The following is a 14,839-nucleotide window of genomic DNA, read 5'->3' on the forward strand; positions in this document are numbered from 1 at the left end:
CTCTAGTCCCAGGGGCGTTTTCCCGCCTCTCCCGTGTTGCGAGTCCCTACATCCTATGCTAGACGGACCGCGAAAGTCGGAAAGGGTGGGGTGGAGGCCCCGCTGGTTCTGATTAAAAATCAAATATTTTCAAGGTCTTGCTGATCCTCTAAAAAAGGGCGCAGCGCTTGGATGGCAATTCAGGGAAACTGTGCCCGTGGCTGACACGTCCCCGCTTATTTCCGGTGTCGCAGAGCGTTACGCTTCTTCGCTTTTTGAGCTCGCGCTCGAAACCGGTTCCATCGATAAAGTCAGCGCCGATCTCGATCGGTTTCAGGCGTTGCTGGATGAGAGCGAAGACCTTCGGCGTCTGGTTGCAAGCCCGGTGTTTTCCGCCCACGATCAGCAGAACGCGGTGACAGCCGTTGCCGAAAAGGCTGGCATCACCGGTGCCGTTCTCAACTTCATCAAGGTCGTTGCCGGAAATCGCCGTCTGTTTGCGCTTCCGGGCATGATCCGCAGCTTCCGCCAAATCGCTGCCGAGCATCGTGGCGAGGTTACCGCAGAGGTAACGTCTGCCCACGAACTCACCGCAGCGCAGGAAACTGAACTTAAGTCGGCGCTGAAGGGCGTCACCGGCAAGGATGTGACAATCGCCGTTACGATCGATCCGTCGATCCTCGGTGGACTGATCGTCAAGGTCGGTTCGCGTCAGATCGATACGTCCCTTCGCACCAAACTTTCCACCCTTAAGCTTGCATTGAAAGAGGTCGGCTGATGGATATCCGTGCAGCGGAAATTTCCGCAATTCTCAAGGACCAGATCAAGAACTTCGGCCAGGAAGCCGAAGTCTCTGAAGTCGGCCAGGTTCTTTCCGTCGGTGACGGTATCGCTCGCGTTTACGGCCTCGACAATGTCCAGGCTGGTGAAATGGTCGAGTTCCCGGGCGGTGTCCGCGGTATGGCGCTGAACCTCGAATCCGACAATGTCGGCGTGGTTATCTTCGGCTCCGACCGTAACATCAAGGAAGGCGACACCGTCAAGCGGACCGGCGCCATCGTTGACGTTCCTGTTGGTCCGGAACTGCTTGGCCGCGTCGTTGACGCGCTCGGCAACCCGATCGACGGCAAGGGCCCAATCAACGCGACCCGCCGTTCGCGCGTCGACGTCAAGGCTCCCGGCATCATCCCGCGCAAGTCGGTTCATGAACCGATGTCGACCGGCCTCAAGGCCATCGATGCTCTGATCCCCGTTGGCCGCGGCCAGCGCGAGCTCGTCATCGGCGACCGTCAGACCGGCAAGACCGCGATCATTCTCGACGCGTTCCTGAACCAGAAGGCGATCCACGAGACCGGCCCGGAAAATGACAAGCTGTTCTGCGTGTACGTGGCCATCGGCCAGAAGCGCTCGACGGTTGCCCAGTTCGTCAAGGTTCTCGAAGAACGCGGCGCTCTGCCTTACTCGATCATCGTCGCTGCGACCGCATCCGACGCTGCACCGATGCAGTATCTTGCTCCGTTCGCCGGTTGCGCGATGGGCGAGTACTTCCGCGACAACGGTCAGCACGCGCTGATCGCTTATGACGACCTTTCCAAGCAGGCCGTCGCTTATCGTCAGATGTCCCTGCTGCTGCGTCGTCCTCCGGGCCGCGAAGCTTACCCGGGCGACGTTTTCTACCTGCATTCGCGTCTTCTCGAGCGCGCTGCCAAGCTCTCCGACGAGCGTGGCTCCGGTTCGCTGACGGCTCTGCCTGTCATCGAAACCCAGGGTAACGACGTTTCGGCGTTTATTCCGACCAACGTGATCTCGATCACCGATGGCCAGATCTTCCTTGAAACCGACCTGTTCTACCAGGGTATCCGTCCGGCCGTTAACGTCGGTCTGTCGGTGTCCCGCGTTGGCTCGGCCGCGCAGATCAAGGCGATGAAGCAGGTTGCCGGTTCGATCAAGGGCGAGCTTGCCCAGTATCGTGAAATGGCTGCGTTCGCGCAGTTCGGTTCCGACCTCGACGCCTCGACCCAGCGCCTTCTCAACCGCGGTGCACGCCTGACCGAACTTCTCAAGCAGCCGCAGTTCTCGCCGCTGAAGACCGAAGAGCAGGTTGCGGTGATCTTTGCGGGCGTCAACGGCTACCTCGACAAGATCGCGGTTTCCGATGTCGGCAAGTTCGAGCAGGGTCTGCTTTCCTACCTTCGTTCCGAAGGCAAGGCGGTTCTCGAAACGATCCGCAGCGAGAAGCAGGTTTCCGACGACACGAAGGCAAAGCTCAAGGCAGCTCTCGACAGCTTCGCCAAGTCTTTCGCCTAAAACGGATCTAGATCGAGGACCGATAACGGATGCCTTCACTTAAGGATCTGAAAAACCGGATCGCCTCCGTCAAGGCGACGCAGAAGATCACCAGGGCGATGAAAATGGTCGCCGCTGCGAAACTGCGCCGTGCACAGGAGGCGGCCGAGGCTGCCCGTCCTTATGCGGAGCGTATGACCAAGGTATTGGCCAGCCTGACGGCTGCCAATGCCGGCAATGCCGAAGCACCGCTTCTCTTGTCCGGGACTGGCAAGGATCAGGTTCATCTCCTGATCGTTGCGACCGGCGAGCGTGGTCTGGCGGGGGGCTTCAACTCCTCGATCGTCCGTCTGGCACGCGAGCATGCGCTGAAGCTGATTGCACAGGGCAAGACGGTCAAGATCCTGACCGTCGGCCGCAAGGGCAACGACGTGCTTCGCCGTACGTTCAAGGACAACATCGTCCACTACGTGACCTTCCGCGAAGTCAAGCAGCTTGGTTTCGTCCAGGCCGACGAAGTGGCCCACAAGGTGCTCGAGCTGTTCAACGCCGGCGAATTCGACATTGCGACGCTGTTCTTTGCGCGCTTCCAGTCGGTTATCGCACAGGTGGCAACTGCCCAGCAGATCATCCCCGCAAAGTTCGACGTTCGGGATGCAGCACAGCCGGATGCCGGTTCTGCCGCACTTTACGAATACGAGCCGAGCGAACAGGAAATCCTGGAAGACCTGCTGCCGAAGAACATCGCAGTGCAGATCTTCCGTGCACTTCTTGAAAACAACGCTTCCTTCTATGGCGCGCAGATGTCTGCAATGGACAACGCGACGCGCAATGCCGGTGACATGATCAACAAGCTGACGCTCTCCTACAACCGTCAGCGCCAGGCACAGATCACCAAGGAACTCATCGAAATCATTTCGGGCGCGGAAGCGCTCTGAGGTAAAGAAAGAGGGTAATAATCATGGCTACCGCAACGGGCACGTCCCTCGGCAAAGTGACCCAGGTTATCGGCGCTGTCGTCGACGTGGCGTTCGACGGCGAACTGCCGGCGATCCTCAACGCGCTTGAAACAGAGAACAACGGCAACCGCCTCGTTCTCGAAGTCGCGCAGCATCTTGGTGAAAACCAGGTTCGCACCATCGCCATGGACTCGACCGAAGGTCTGGTTCGCGGTCAGCGCGTTACCGATACCGGCGCTCCGATCACCGTTCCGGTTGGTCCTGAGACGCTTGGCCGCATCATGAACGTCATCGGCGAGCCGGTTGACGAAGCTGGTCCGCTGATCACGTCGGGCAAGCGCTCGATCCACCAGGAAGCACCGTCCTACGTCGAACAGTCGACTGAAGGCCAGATCCTGGTAACCGGCATCAAGGTTGTCGATCTGTTGGCTCCCTATTCCAAGGGCGGTAAGGTTGGCCTGTTCGGCGGCGCCGGCGTTGGCAAGACCGTTCTCATCATGGAACTGATCAACAACGTCGCTAAGGCGCACGGTGGTTACTCGGTATTTGCCGGCGTGGGTGAACGTACCCGCGAAGGCAACGACCTTTACCACGAAATGATCGAATCCGGCGTGAACAAGCATGGCGGCGGCGAGGGCTCGAAGGCAGCCCTCGTTTACGGCCAGATGAACGAACCGCCGGGCGCCCGCGCTCGCGTCGCTCTGACGGGTCTGACCATCGCTGAAGACTTCCGCGACAAGGGCCAGGACGTTCTGTTCTTTGTGGATAACATCTTCCGCTTTACCCAGGCAGGTTCCGAAGTGTCGGCTCTTCTCGGCCGTATTCCTTCGGCCGTTGGTTATCAGCCGACGCTCGCGACCGACATGGGTCAGATGCAGGAACGCATCACCACCACGACCAAGGGTTCGATTACCTCGGTTCAGGCCATCTACGTTCCCGCCGACGACTTGACCGACCCGGCGCCTGCAACCTCGTTCGCCCACTTGGACGCAACGACGGTTCTGTCGCGCTCGATCGCTGAAAAGGGTATCTACCCGGCTGTGGATCCGCTCGACTCGACTTCGCGCATGCTCGACCCGCTGGTTGTCGGCGAAGAGCATTACGAGATCGCTCGTAAGGTTCAGACGACACTTCAGCGCTACAAGGCTCTGCAGGACATCATCGCCATCCTCGGCATGGACGAACTGTCCGAAGAGGACAAGATGACCGTTCAGCGCGCCCGCAAGATCGAGCGCTTCCTGTCGCAGCCATTCTTCGTCGCCGAAGTCTTCACCGGTGCACCGGGCAAGCTGGTCGCTCTCGAAGACACGATCAAGGGCTTCAAGGGCCTCGTTGCCGGCGATTACGATCATCTGCCGGAAGCTGCCTTCTACATGGTCGGCTCGATCGAAGAAGCGATTGAAAAGGCCAAGAAGCTTTCCGAAGCTGCTTGATCCTATAAGACGGCGCGCGGGACATGATCCGGCGCGCCATTCCTGCTTGAAACACTCGAGGGAAGTGGACCTTGATGGCCGACGCTTTCAAATTTGAACTGGTATCGCCCGAGCGTCTGCTCGTATCGGAGAATGTCTCCGAAGTGGTGATTCCGGCAACGCTTGGCGAAATGACGGTGCTTGCCAACCATGCGCCGACGATGACGACGATCAAGCCGGGCGTCGTGTCCGTGAAGCTTGCCTCGGGTCAGGTCACCAAATACGTCGTTTTCGGTGGTTTTGCCGATATCGTTCAGGACAGCTGCACGCTGCTCGCGGAATCCGCTGTGCCGGTGACCGAACTGAACCAGGACACGCTGCAGAAGCGCATCGATGCGACCCAGGCTGCCATCGACAACGCCAACAGCGACGAGCACAAGACGAAGCTCGAACAGTTCTTGTCCGAACTGACGCATCTGAACGGCATCGTCGTTCCAGCCTGAATTTTCAGAGTCCGATAAAATTTACGAAGGGCGGTCCATCGGGCCGCCTTTCGTGTTTTTGCGCTTTCGGTGCCTATGGGTTTCCGAGCAGGTGCTGGTGGAGGCGAGCGGCGCCCGGTGTGAGCGAGCGGTAGCGCGGCATGCCGAGATAGTAGCCGTAGCCCGTATCGAGCTGCGCGGTTCCAAGTTCCACCAGTGTTCCGGACGCGAGCTCCTCGGCAATCAATCCTCTGCTGCCAAGCGTCACGCCCTCGCCGCGCAGCGCGGCATCGATCGCCAGCGAATAGGTCGAGAAGGACAGGCGGGGCTTGATCGCAGCCTTCGGTGGCTTCGGCAACCGCGCGAACCATTGCCTGAGCGAAATCCAGTGCGCGTTGGCCCGCTCGTAATCGATCAGGTCCAGCTGGGTCATGGCGTCTGCCGTCAGCGACGCTGCATCCAGCCCCCGTCTTTCCACATAGGCTGGGGAGGCGACGGGGACGAGGGTTTCCCGGATCAGCAAAGTGAGGTTCCACCGCGGGTGTTCGCCGGCGGCGTAGAGGATAACGAGGTCGTTGGCTTCCGATGCCAGTTCCGACGGCACGTCCGTCGTCAGCAAACGCACGGAAACAGAAGGGCTTTCATTGTCGAAATCCTTCAGGCGCTTGCCGAGCCACAGATGCGAGACCGAGCTGCTGGCGGCGATCGAGATGGTTTCGCGGCCACCACCCCGGAACGGCTCAAGACTTTCCTCCAGATATTCCAGCGTGGCGCGCACCCTCTGGGCAAGACGGTCTCCCTCCGGCGTCAGGCTGAGATTGCGGCCGCGGCGGGTGAAAAGCTTAGCGCCGAGCTGTTCTTCCAGCCCCTGGATACGACGGCTGACGGCGGCCTGGGTGATGTGGAGCTCACGGCCCGCGCGGGAGAAATTCATGAACCGGCATGCGGCATCGAAGACACGGAAGGCTTCGAGCGGAATTCTGTCCAGCATTTCACGCTCCATGATCTCAAGTCATCAGTAAGCCTGAAAAACCGATGGATTTGAAGATCTCAAATTGTGATGCACACTCACGGCAAGCGATCCTGTCAGGGTGTTTCCGTCATGCAGTTCCAGACGTCATCAGTTCCAGATATCCGCTTCGGCTCCGGCCTGTTCGGCGATCTCGCATCCGCGGCCAAGGGCTTCGAGAACGTCGCGATCGCAACCGTGGTCATGGATGGGTTTCTGGCATCGAGCGGTCTCGCCGCAGCGCTTGCGGCCGAGCTTGCCGCCGCGGGCATCGATGCGCGGTTCTATTCGGATTTTTCGGGCGAACCCAAACTCGCGCATCTTCGCGCCGCAAGTGAACTCGCCCGCGGTTCCGATCTCGTCATCGGTATTGGCGGCGGGTCGGCGCTGGATATCGCCAAGATCGCTGCCTGCTGCGCCGCGTCCGACGAGGATCCGATGCATTATGCACTGGCGGCCAATCCGCTTCCGCGTAACCCCCTGAAGAAGATCATGGTGCCGACGACGGCGGGCACCGGATCGGAAACGTCTGCGACCAATATCTTCGCTGGGCCGGAAGGCAAGAAGCTGTGGATCTGGGGGGCGGAGACCAAGGCCGATCTCGTCATCCTCGACCCGGAGCTCACCATTTCGCTTCCGCCGCACCTGACGGCGTGGTGCGGCCTGGATGCCTTTATTCACGCCTTCGAGGCGGCGACCAACCGCAACACCCATGCCGGCGCGAAACTCTATGCCCATGAGGCCATGCGACTGGTGGCAGGTTCGCTCGAGACAGCCGTCAAGGCTCCAGGCAATCTCGATGCCCGCGGAAAGGTGCTGCTCGGCTCCTGCTATGCCGGTATCGCGATCGACAACTGCGGCACGGCTGTCGCCCACAATATCAGCCATGCGCTGGCCGGGCTTGCGCCGGTTCATCACGGGCTTGCAACGGCGCTCGGCTTCGAGGCGACGCTCTCGTGGCTGTGCGATGCCGATACACCGGACCTGAACGAGGCGGCCCATGTGCTGGGTCTTGCCGATGCGCAGGCGCTGCCCGGGTTCGTTACCGATCTCATGGATCGCTGCGGGGTGGAGCGAGCGCTGCCGAAGGCATTCGTCGCCTTTTCAGCGTCAGACCTCGCCGCCGAAATGCGGGCGGCGGAAAACCAGCCGATGCGGCGCTCGACGGTCCGCGAAATTTCCGACGCCGATATCCATGCCTTCGCGAACACGATCATGACGCTGCCGAAGACGCTTTAGGAACAGGGACACTCCGATGACCACGACCTATACCCGCGACTACTGGGAAAGCGCGCTTTCCACGCTCAAGCTTGAAGGCCGCCTCTTCATCGGGGGCGACTGTCGCCCGGCACTATCAGGCGAGACGTTTACCCGTCCGCGCCCGATGGACGGCAAGCCGGGGACGCCGCTCGCGCGCGGCGTCGGCGCCGATATCGATACGGCGGTCGGTTCGGCCCGCGCCGCCTTCGAAAGCGGCGTCTGGCGAAAACAGGAGCCGCTCGAGAAAAAGAAGGTCATGCTCCGATGGGCCGAACTCATCCGCGCCCATGCGGAAGAGCTTGCGGTGCTCGAAACGCTCGATGTCGGCAAGCCGGTTCTGGCTTCGCTCAATGTCGATGTCCGCCTCTGCGCCGATGGCATCCAGTATTACGGCGAAATGATCGACAAGCAGTATGACGAGATAGCACCGACCGGCCCGAACGCCCGGGCCCTGGTGCGAAAAGTGCCGCTCGGCGTGATCGGGGTCATCACGCCCTGGAACTACCCGATGATCATCGATGCCTGGAAACTCGGCCCGGCGATCGCGGCCGGCAATAGCGTCGTCCTCAAACCGGCCGAACAGTCGTCTCTCTCGGCGCTCCGGCTTGCGGCACTGGCGGTGGAGGCCGGTCTTCCCCCCGGCGTGTTCAATGTCGTCACCGGCTACGGCGAAGAGGCGGGTAAGCCGCTGGCGCTGCATATGGATGTGGACATGATCGCGTTCACCGGTTCGACCGAAGTCGGCAAGCTGATCATGGGGTATGCAGCCCAATCCAACGTCAAGCGCGTGGCGCTTGAGCTCGGTGGCAAGTCGCCCATCGTCGTGTTCGAGGATGCAGACCTTGATGCCGCAGCATCTGCCGCCGCCTGGGGATGCTTCTACAATGCCGGCGAGACCTGCCATGCCTCGACCCGCCTTCTGGTTCAGCGCTCGGTTCAAGAGAGGCTGATCGCGAAGATCGAGGCGGTGACGGCAAGCGACATCGCGTTGGCCCATCCGTTCGAGCCTTCGTCCCAGATCGGCGCGCTGATCGATGAAGCGCATATGGAAAAAGTACTCGGCATGATCGCTGCCGGAGAGACGGAGGGTGCCAAACGCGTCTTCGGCGCCGAACGCGTGCTTTCCGAGACGGGCGGCTTCTATATCTCGCCCGGTGTCTTTGTCGACATGACCAACGACATGAGCCTGGCGCGGCAGGAGATATTCGGACCCGTCCTTGGTGTGATCCCCTTCGATACGGAGGAAGAAGCTCTCCGGATTGCCAACGATACGATCTACGGTCTGGCCGGCGCGGTCTTCACCAAAGACATGGATCGGGCTCACCGCGTTTCGGAAGCGATCCATGCGGGCACCGTGTGGATCAACACCTACGACATGGCGAATTTCTCGACACCGTTCGGCGGGTTCAAGCAATCCGGTTTCGGACGCGACCGTTCGGTGCATGCGATCGACAAATACTGCGACTACAAAACCATCTGGCAGCAGTTTGGGTAGGAAGGCCCTCTCTGGCCTGCCGGCCATCTCCCCCACAAGGGGGGAGAAGACTCGTGGCGGTCGCTCGTCTGGAATTGATCTCCGGCGTTGCGGCGGGTTAAAGCCCTCCCCCTCGTGGGGAGGGTGGGGAGGGGTCTTCGTCAGTCCGGCACCATAAGCGGAGGAAAGCCATGAGCCGTATCGTATCGATCGAGATCACCCACCACCGGCTGCCGCTCGATCCGCCGTTCAAGGCGAGCTGGGATGGCAGGCCGCGGCGGCATTTCGACGCCACCATCGTGCGCGTCAAGGACGACGAGGGCCGGGAGGGGATCGGGTCGGGCGACCTGATGAAGGGTTTCGAGGGTCACGAGGACCTGTTCATCGGCCAGGACCCACGTCATCTGGAGCGGCACTACGAGGTGCTCTCACATATCAACTTTCACTATGGCCGATGCTGGCCGCTGGATCTGGCGCTTTGGGATCTGTCGGGCAAGATCAATGGAGAGCCCGTCTGGCGCATGCTCGGAGGCCGCTCGGACAAGGTGCGTCTCTACGCATCCTCGGGCGTGCTGCGCGATCCCCAGGCGATGGCGGATCAGGCGGAGCGTTATGTCGAGGAAGGCTTCCCGGCCATGAAGGTGCGCTTCTCGTCCTCTGCCGGCGGACGGTCGAGCTGGCGGGATGACATCAAGGCGCTGGGAGCGATCCGTGCCCGCGTCGGCGATCGCTTGGAACTGATGGTCGACTGCAATCAGGGCTGGCGCATGCCCTGGGATACGACACTGCCATGGACGTTCAAGGATGCACTTGCGGTTGCGAAGGAACTGGAAAGGCTCGACATCTACTGGATGGAAGAACCGCTGTTCCGGTCCGACCGCAAGGGCATGCGAGCGTTGAAGGAGGCGACGTCGGTGAGGATCGCGGGCGGCGAGATGACCCGCGAGCTCTCGGAATTCCGCGATATCATCGAGGAACGTGCGTTCGACGTGATCCAGCCGGATGTGGCGCTGGTGGGTGGAATTACCGGTTGCCGGCGGCTCGTCTATCAGGCGCGGGAGGCGGGCGTGACGTTCACGCCGCACAGCTGGACCAACGGAATCGGCGTGCTCGCCAACGCGCATCTGACTGCCGGCGTGGGGGACGCGCCTTTCCTCGAATACCCTTACGACAATCCGGAATGGAGCGGGGCGCGGCGGGATTATCCAATGGCTTCGCCGCTGAAGCACAGTCACGGCTGGCTGGAACTGGGCGATGCGCCGGGTCTCGGCATCGTGCTGGAAGAGGATCGTCTCGCGTCAACCCGGATTGCCTGATCGCAGGCCGTCTACACCCTGAGTTCGCAGAGCCTGCGGTCTACCAGCGTCGACCAACGAAGAGGTGATTGACGACGCCGAAATCTCCTGCGCATTCGATTTCTTTTGCCGCTATAAGTTGCCGGCAGAGTGATTTGATAGGATGTGGCGCCGGAAGTTCCGGCAATTCAGAGCCATATCGTGTGGGAGCGGGCTTTGATCGACAAGCTGGAATTCTTCATTGCGCTGGCACGGGAAGGCCATTTCGGTCGCGCGGCCGAGGAATGCGGCATTGCCCAGCCTTCCCTGTCGGCGGCGATCCGGCACCTCGAAGACAGTCTCGGCGTCCAGCTCGTGGTGCGCGGGTCGCGCTATCAGGGCCTGACGCCCGAGGGACAGCGCGTGCTGGAATGGGCAAAACGCATTGTGGGCGATGCCCGCACGATGCGCGAGGAAATGCGCGCCGCCCGCAAGGGTCTTGCGGGCCACATCCGTCTTGCCGTCATCCCGACGGCGCTTGCCATGGTGCCCAGCCTGACTGGACCCTTCCAGACCCGGTATCCGGATGTAACGTTTTCGGTCGTGTCCCGCACATCGCTGCAGATCCTGACACAGCTCGACAACTTCGAGATCGATGCGGGCATTACCTATCTCGACAACGAGCCGCTCGGTCGTGTCGTCAGCATTCCGCTCTATTCAGAAAGCTACAATCTTGTCACGGCCGACGGCACGCCTCTTTCCGACCGTAAACAGGTGACCTGGACCGAAATGGCCGGGTTGCAGCTCTGCCTTTTGACGCCGGATATGCAGAACCGCCGGATTATAAGCCAGCACCTCGCGGAAGCCGGCGTGACGGCGAGGCCGATGCTTGAATCCAATTCGATGGTCACGCTGCTGGCGCATGTCGGTACCGGTCGCTGGGCCAGCATCATGCCGCAGAACGTGGCCGAGTCCTTCGGTTTCTCGCAGAATATTCGCACCATTCCGATCGTGGAGCCGCATGTCAGCCATACGGTTGGTCTTGTCGCTCCGCATCGCGAACCCAATACGCCACTGGTTTCAGCGCTGCTCCACGAGGCGCGCCTGCTCGGAAAGTCCTGATGTCCACGTTGAATGATGAACACAAGGGCGGCATCGCGCCGACCGTTTCGCTGGCTGAAACGTCCTATCGCGATGGGCTCGTCAAGGAAACGAGCCGGTTCGTACCCGAAGAGGTGCCGATCGCCTTTTCCTACGGTGGCTCAACCCAGGCGGTGATGATGGGCACGCCTGCCGATCTCGAGGACTTCGCGGCCGGTTTCACACTGACGGAAGGCATCATTGCCTCCATCGCCGAGATTGAAGGGATCGAGGTGCTCCAGGAGGGCGACGGTCTCGATGTTCAGGTCACGCTTGCCGAAGACAAGGAAGATGCTCTGCGCGCCAGACGACGCCATATGGCAGGACCCGTCGGCTGCGGCCTTTGCGGCATCGAATCGATCGAGCAGGCGATGCGTCCGGTGCCTGATGTCTCCGGTGTCGACATGCTTCTGTCAGCCGCTGACATTGCGCGTGCCAGCAACGCGCTCAATTCCGCCCAGCCGTTGCATGCCCAGACTCGCGCGGTTCACGGAGCCGGTTTCTACGTCCTCGGCGAGGGACTGGTTGCGGTGCGCGAGGATGTCGGTCGGCACAATGCGCTCGACAAGCTTGCGGGCGCCGTGATGCGCGCAGGCCGCACGGGCGCCGAAGGCGTCGTCGTCGTTACCAGCCGCATCTCGGTAGAAATGGTGCAAAAGGCCGCCATTCTCGGTGCCCCTGTCTTGATCGCCATATCGGCGCCGACCGCACTGGCCATCCGCACGGCGGACGCCGCAGGCATGACCCTTGTCGCACTCTCACGCGGCGATGATTTCGAGATCTTCACGCATCCGCACCGGATCCGTTTCGAGCCAGCCGAGGTTGCCTGAACGCCGCCCCGGCTGCTCTTGAGGGTGTCTCAGAAATCTTCCCAGCCACCGGCGGTTTTCAGATTGCCTTGAACCATGCGCAGCGGCGCCACGTTGGCTGCTGCCGGCATATAGTTCGACTCCGGCCTGCGGACCTGTGAGGTGACGGAGCCGATATCGAATTGGCTGAGCAGAGCCTTCAGGCTATCGGCCTCGTTGGCCAGTGAATAGCTGGCAGCGGTGGTTTCCTCCACCATCGCGGCGTTCTTCTGGGTCGCCTGGTCCATGTGATTGACCGCGCTGCTGATCTCTCGCAGGCTGGTTGCCTGTTCGCGGGATGCCTCGACGATCGCGCCGACATTTTCATGGATGCTTGCCACCTGCACGAGGATTTCCTGCAATGATCTGCCGGTGCGCCCGACCAGTTCGACACCGCTGGAGACCTGATGTGCCGAGGTGTTGATCAGAGTCTTGATTTCCTTGGCGGCCTTGGCCGAACGCTGAGCAAGTTCGCGCACTTCCTGAGCAACCACGGCAAATCCCTTGCCCGCTTCACCCGCGCGCGCCGCCTCGACACCGGCGTTCAGGGCCAGGAGGTTGGTCTGGAAGGCGATGTCGTCGATTACACCGATAATGTTGTTGATCTCGTTCGACGAGGCGGCGATTTCGTCCATCGCCGAAATGGCACTGCGGACGACAAGGCCGGATTGTTCGGCATTTTCCTTGGTGGCCCTGACCTGCTTGCCGGCCTCGTCGGCGCGGCTGCTGGAATCGGTGACGGTGCGCGTCACTTCCTCAAGGGCTGCTGCGGCCTGCTCAAGCGCGGCTGCCGCCTGCTCGGTGCGCTTTGCGAGCTCTCCAGATGCGTCACGGACTTCGGTTGAAGCCGCGGCAATACCGGCCGCATTCTGCGCCACGGTACGCATGGCATCGGTCAGCTTGGCGGCGACCTCGTTGAAGTCGCTTCGGGTGGTTTCCATGCTCGGCACGAAGGGCGTATCGAGTGCCTGGTCAAGCTTGCCGTCCGCGAGATTGCGCAGGCCTTTGCTCAGCATGCCGATTGCGTTCATGCGCGGCGTCACGTCGGTTGCAAACTTGACGACCTTCGTGACCTTACCGTTGAGATCGCGGATCGGGTTATAGGCGGCCTGGATCCAGATCTCGCGGCCACCCCTTCCGTAGCGGACAAACTCGTCGGCAATGAACTCGCCTTCCGACAGCTTCTTCCAGAATTCCGCATAGGCAGGTGACGCCGCATAGCCAGGCTCGCAGAACATCCGGTGGTGGCGTCCCTTGATCTCGGCCAGATCGTAGCCGACAGCGTTGCAGAGATTTTCGTTGGCGTCGAGGATTTCGCCCTGTGGTGTGAATTCGATGACGGCCTGCGACCGGCTGATCGCCGAAAGCTTGCTCGCGTCATCGGCTGCCTTCAGCTTCGTGGCCGTGATATCGGTCGCGAACTTGATGACCTTGTATGGTTTGCCGTTGCGCATGACCGGGTTGTAGGAGGCCTGGATCCAGATTTCCCCGCCTGATTTGGTGATACGCTTGTACTCCCGCGCCTCGAACTTGCCGGCAGCGAGGTCTTTCCAGAAAGAGCGGTATTCGTCGGACGCAACGAAAGCGGGCTCGCAGAACATGCGGTGATGCTTGCCTTTTATTTCTGCGAGCGTGTACCCCAGCGCCTGGCAGAAATTCTCGTTGGCATCCAGGATGGTGCCGGTCAGATCAAATTCAATAACGGCCTGCGAACGCGATATGGCGTCGAAGATCCGCGCCACATCCCCGGCTTTACCCAATCCCAGCATGATTATCCCCTTGCCGCGCCGCGTCGGACACTTGGCTGCGTACTTTTGACGCCTTTTCCCAACAGCGGGATGGTCGTCGCCCCGGGGTAATATTAGAAGGCATAAATATTAAAAAGTGATGGATGAAACCTGATTGTGAGAAAGTATTACGAAGCAAACGACAAAGGCCGCATGACTAAGTCATGCGGCCTTTGTTCAAATCGCGGGGATGGTTTAGGCAGCGAGTTCTTCGACTTCGGTGCCCTTGAACATCTTTGACAGGTTGAGGAAGCAGATCATGCCGTTTTCGTTGGCGATGATGCCTTCCGAGAATGACTTGTCGAACGAAGCGGAGACTTCCGGAACCGGCTGAACCGTGTTTGCGGGAATGGTCAGGATGTCGGACACGCGATCGACCAGCATGCCGATGACCATGTTATGCACCTCGGCGACCACAATCGCGCTCCGCTCGTTGGCGACAGTGCTCTTCATGCCCAGCTTGAAGGCCAGATCGATGATCGGGATGACGGATCCGCGCAGGTTCATGACGCCGATGACGTCGGCCGGTGCATGCGGGAGCGGTGTCGACGGGGCCCAACCGCGGATTTCGCGGATGGTGGTGGTCTTCACGCAGAACTCCTGATCGTGAAGGCGGAAGGCGATGATCTCAAGCGTATCGCCACTGTAAGTCTTCGAGTTGATCGTCGCGGACATCAAAGTTCTTCCCGGTTCGTGCAGGCCGTTACGGCGACAGCGGCAGGTCCGGTTCAAGGCTTTCAGCTGGCGCTGCTGACCTTTCCGCAACGGTGCTGCAAACCGTATGGCAAGTTTCAATTCGCTAACTGTATGCGAAGAGTATTTCGCAATTCTAAACTTGCTCACCAGTTCGCTAATGTTCTGGCATGTCTCCGCAGGCAGGGCAGCTCTTGCTGCGCCCGGTTGCCGGCCACGTTCAGGGCAGTCGGATG

Annotated in this window: 13 protein-coding genes; 10 read left to right on the forward strand and 3 right to left on the reverse strand. The window is 60.7% G+C overall.

Annotated features, from left to right (window positions below; translation table 11 throughout):
- The first annotated feature begins 190 nt into the window (after nt 1–190).
- The 5 genes from ASG19_RS21555 (at nt 191) to ASG19_RS21575 (ending at nt 5,139) form a co-directional block, all read left to right on the forward strand.
- A complete protein-coding gene (locus tag ASG19_RS21555; RefSeq protein WP_082476485.1) occupies nt 191–757 on the forward strand; it encodes a F0F1 ATP synthase subunit delta in 567 nt (188 codons plus the stop codon).
- Nucleotides 757–2,286 (forward strand): F0F1 ATP synthase subunit alpha, encoded by a 1,530-nt coding sequence (atpA, locus tag ASG19_RS21560; protein WP_062462534.1) that lies wholly within the window; start codon nt 757–759, stop codon nt 2,284–2,286. Before ASG19_RS21555 ends, atpA begins: the two co-directional genes overlap by 1 nt.
- Before the next feature lie 29 nt (nt 2,287–2,315).
- On the forward strand, nt 2,316–3,203 hold the full coding sequence (locus ASG19_RS21565; protein WP_062462540.1) for a F0F1 ATP synthase subunit gamma: 888 nt from the start codon (nt 2,316–2,318) through the stop codon (nt 3,201–3,203).
- Nucleotides 3,204–3,226: 23 nt separating this feature from the next.
- Nucleotides 3,227–4,657, forward strand: a complete 1,431-nt coding sequence (atpD, locus tag ASG19_RS21570) for a F0F1 ATP synthase subunit beta (protein WP_062462544.1) — start codon at nt 3,227–3,229, stop codon at nt 4,655–4,657.
- A 74-nt stretch (nt 4,658–4,731) separates the two neighbouring features.
- Nucleotides 4,732–5,139, forward strand: a complete 408-nt coding sequence (locus ASG19_RS21575; protein ID WP_062462547.1) for a F0F1 ATP synthase subunit epsilon — start codon at nt 4,732–4,734, stop codon at nt 5,137–5,139.
- A gap of 73 nt (nt 5,140–5,212) precedes the next feature.
- Here ASG19_RS21575 and ASG19_RS21580 read toward each other — a convergent pair whose 3' ends face one another.
- A complete protein-coding gene (locus ASG19_RS21580) occupies nt 5,213–6,109 on the reverse strand; it encodes a LysR substrate-binding domain-containing protein (protein WP_062462655.1) in 897 nt (298 codons plus the stop codon).
- A gap of 111 nt (nt 6,110–6,220) precedes the next feature.
- On the opposite strand from ASG19_RS21580, the gene ASG19_RS21585 reads away from it, so the two are divergent.
- From ASG19_RS21585 to fdhD, 5 genes are all read left to right on the forward strand, one after another.
- Complete coding sequence (locus ASG19_RS21585) at nt 6,221–7,366, forward strand: iron-containing alcohol dehydrogenase (protein WP_062462657.1); 1,146 nt, start codon at nt 6,221–6,223, stop codon at nt 7,364–7,366.
- A 16-nt stretch (nt 7,367–7,382) separates the two neighbouring features.
- A complete protein-coding gene (locus ASG19_RS21590) occupies nt 7,383–8,882 on the forward strand; it encodes an aldehyde dehydrogenase family protein (protein ID WP_062462549.1) in 1,500 nt (499 codons plus the stop codon).
- 170 nt (nt 8,883–9,052) lie between these two features.
- The gene (locus ASG19_RS21595) at nt 9,053–10,177 is read left to right on the forward strand and encodes a mandelate racemase/muconate lactonizing enzyme family protein (RefSeq protein ID WP_062462552.1); all 1,125 of its coding nucleotides are present in this window, start codon (nt 9,053–9,055) and stop codon (nt 10,175–10,177) included.
- A 195-nt stretch (nt 10,178–10,372) separates the two neighbouring features.
- A complete protein-coding gene (locus ASG19_RS21600) occupies nt 10,373–11,257 on the forward strand; it encodes a LysR family transcriptional regulator (RefSeq protein WP_062462554.1) in 885 nt (294 codons plus the stop codon).
- Nucleotides 11,257–12,105: a formate dehydrogenase accessory sulfurtransferase FdhD gene (fdhD, locus tag ASG19_RS21605; RefSeq protein WP_062462557.1), complete on the forward strand. Its 849-nt coding sequence runs from the start codon at nt 11,257–11,259 to the stop codon at nt 12,103–12,105. The genes ASG19_RS21600 and fdhD overlap by 1 nt, the downstream gene beginning before the upstream one ends.
- A 29-nt stretch (nt 12,106–12,134) precedes the next feature.
- On the opposite strand, the gene ASG19_RS21610 is transcribed toward fdhD, so the two are convergent.
- Both ASG19_RS21610 and ASG19_RS21615 read right to left on the reverse strand, forming a co-directional pair.
- A complete protein-coding gene (locus tag ASG19_RS21610) occupies nt 12,135–13,892 on the reverse strand; it encodes a PAS domain-containing methyl-accepting chemotaxis protein (protein WP_062462559.1) in 1,758 nt (585 codons plus the stop codon).
- Nucleotides 13,893–14,105: 213 nt separating this feature from the next.
- Nucleotides 14,106–14,585 (reverse strand): chemotaxis protein CheW, encoded by a 480-nt coding sequence (locus tag ASG19_RS21615; protein WP_062462566.1) that lies wholly within the window; start codon nt 14,583–14,585, stop codon nt 14,106–14,108.
- Between the last annotated feature and the right edge of the window lie 254 nt (nt 14,586–14,839).

The organism is Rhizobium sp. Leaf306 (assembly GCF_001423425.1).
GTDB classification, from domain to species: Bacteria; Pseudomonadota; Alphaproteobacteria; order Rhizobiales; family Rhizobiaceae; genus Neorhizobium; species Neorhizobium soli.

What these genes read in the sequence shown, in the direction of transcription:
- ASG19_RS21585 (WP_062462657.1), top strand. Translation starts at nt 6,221, where the DNA reads ATGCAGTTCCAGACGTCATCAGTTCCAGATATCCGCTTCGGCTCCGGC.
- atpA (WP_062462534.1), top strand. Translation starts at nt 757, where the DNA reads ATGGATATCCGTGCAGCGGAAATTTCCGCAATTCTCAAGGACCAGATC.
- ASG19_RS21565 (WP_062462540.1), top strand. Translation starts at nt 2,316, where the DNA reads ATGCCTTCACTTAAGGATCTGAAAAACCGGATCGCCTCCGTCAAGGCG.
- ASG19_RS21575 (WP_062462547.1), top strand. Translation starts at nt 4,732, where the DNA reads ATGGCCGACGCTTTCAAATTTGAACTGGTATCGCCCGAGCGTCTGCTC.
- ASG19_RS21595 (WP_062462552.1), top strand. Translation starts at nt 9,053, where the DNA reads ATGAGCCGTATCGTATCGATCGAGATCACCCACCACCGGCTGCCGCTC.
- ASG19_RS21590 (WP_062462549.1), top strand. Translation starts at nt 7,383, where the DNA reads ATGACCACGACCTATACCCGCGACTACTGGGAAAGCGCGCTTTCCACG.
- ASG19_RS21580 (WP_062462655.1), bottom strand. Translation starts at nt 6,109, where the DNA reads ATGCTGGACAGAATTCCGCTCGAAGCCTTCCGTGTCTTCGATGCCGCA.
- fdhD (WP_062462557.1), top strand. Translation starts at nt 11,257, where the DNA reads ATGTCCACGTTGAATGATGAACACAAGGGCGGCATCGCGCCGACCGTT.
- atpD (WP_062462544.1), top strand. Translation starts at nt 3,227, where the DNA reads ATGGCTACCGCAACGGGCACGTCCCTCGGCAAAGTGACCCAGGTTATC.
- ASG19_RS21610 (WP_062462559.1), bottom strand. Translation starts at nt 13,892, where the DNA reads ATGCTGGGATTGGGTAAAGCCGGGGATGTGGCGCGGATCTTCGACGCC.
- ASG19_RS21615 (WP_062462566.1), bottom strand. Translation starts at nt 14,585, where the DNA reads ATGTCCGCGACGATCAACTCGAAGACTTACAGTGGCGATACGCTTGAG.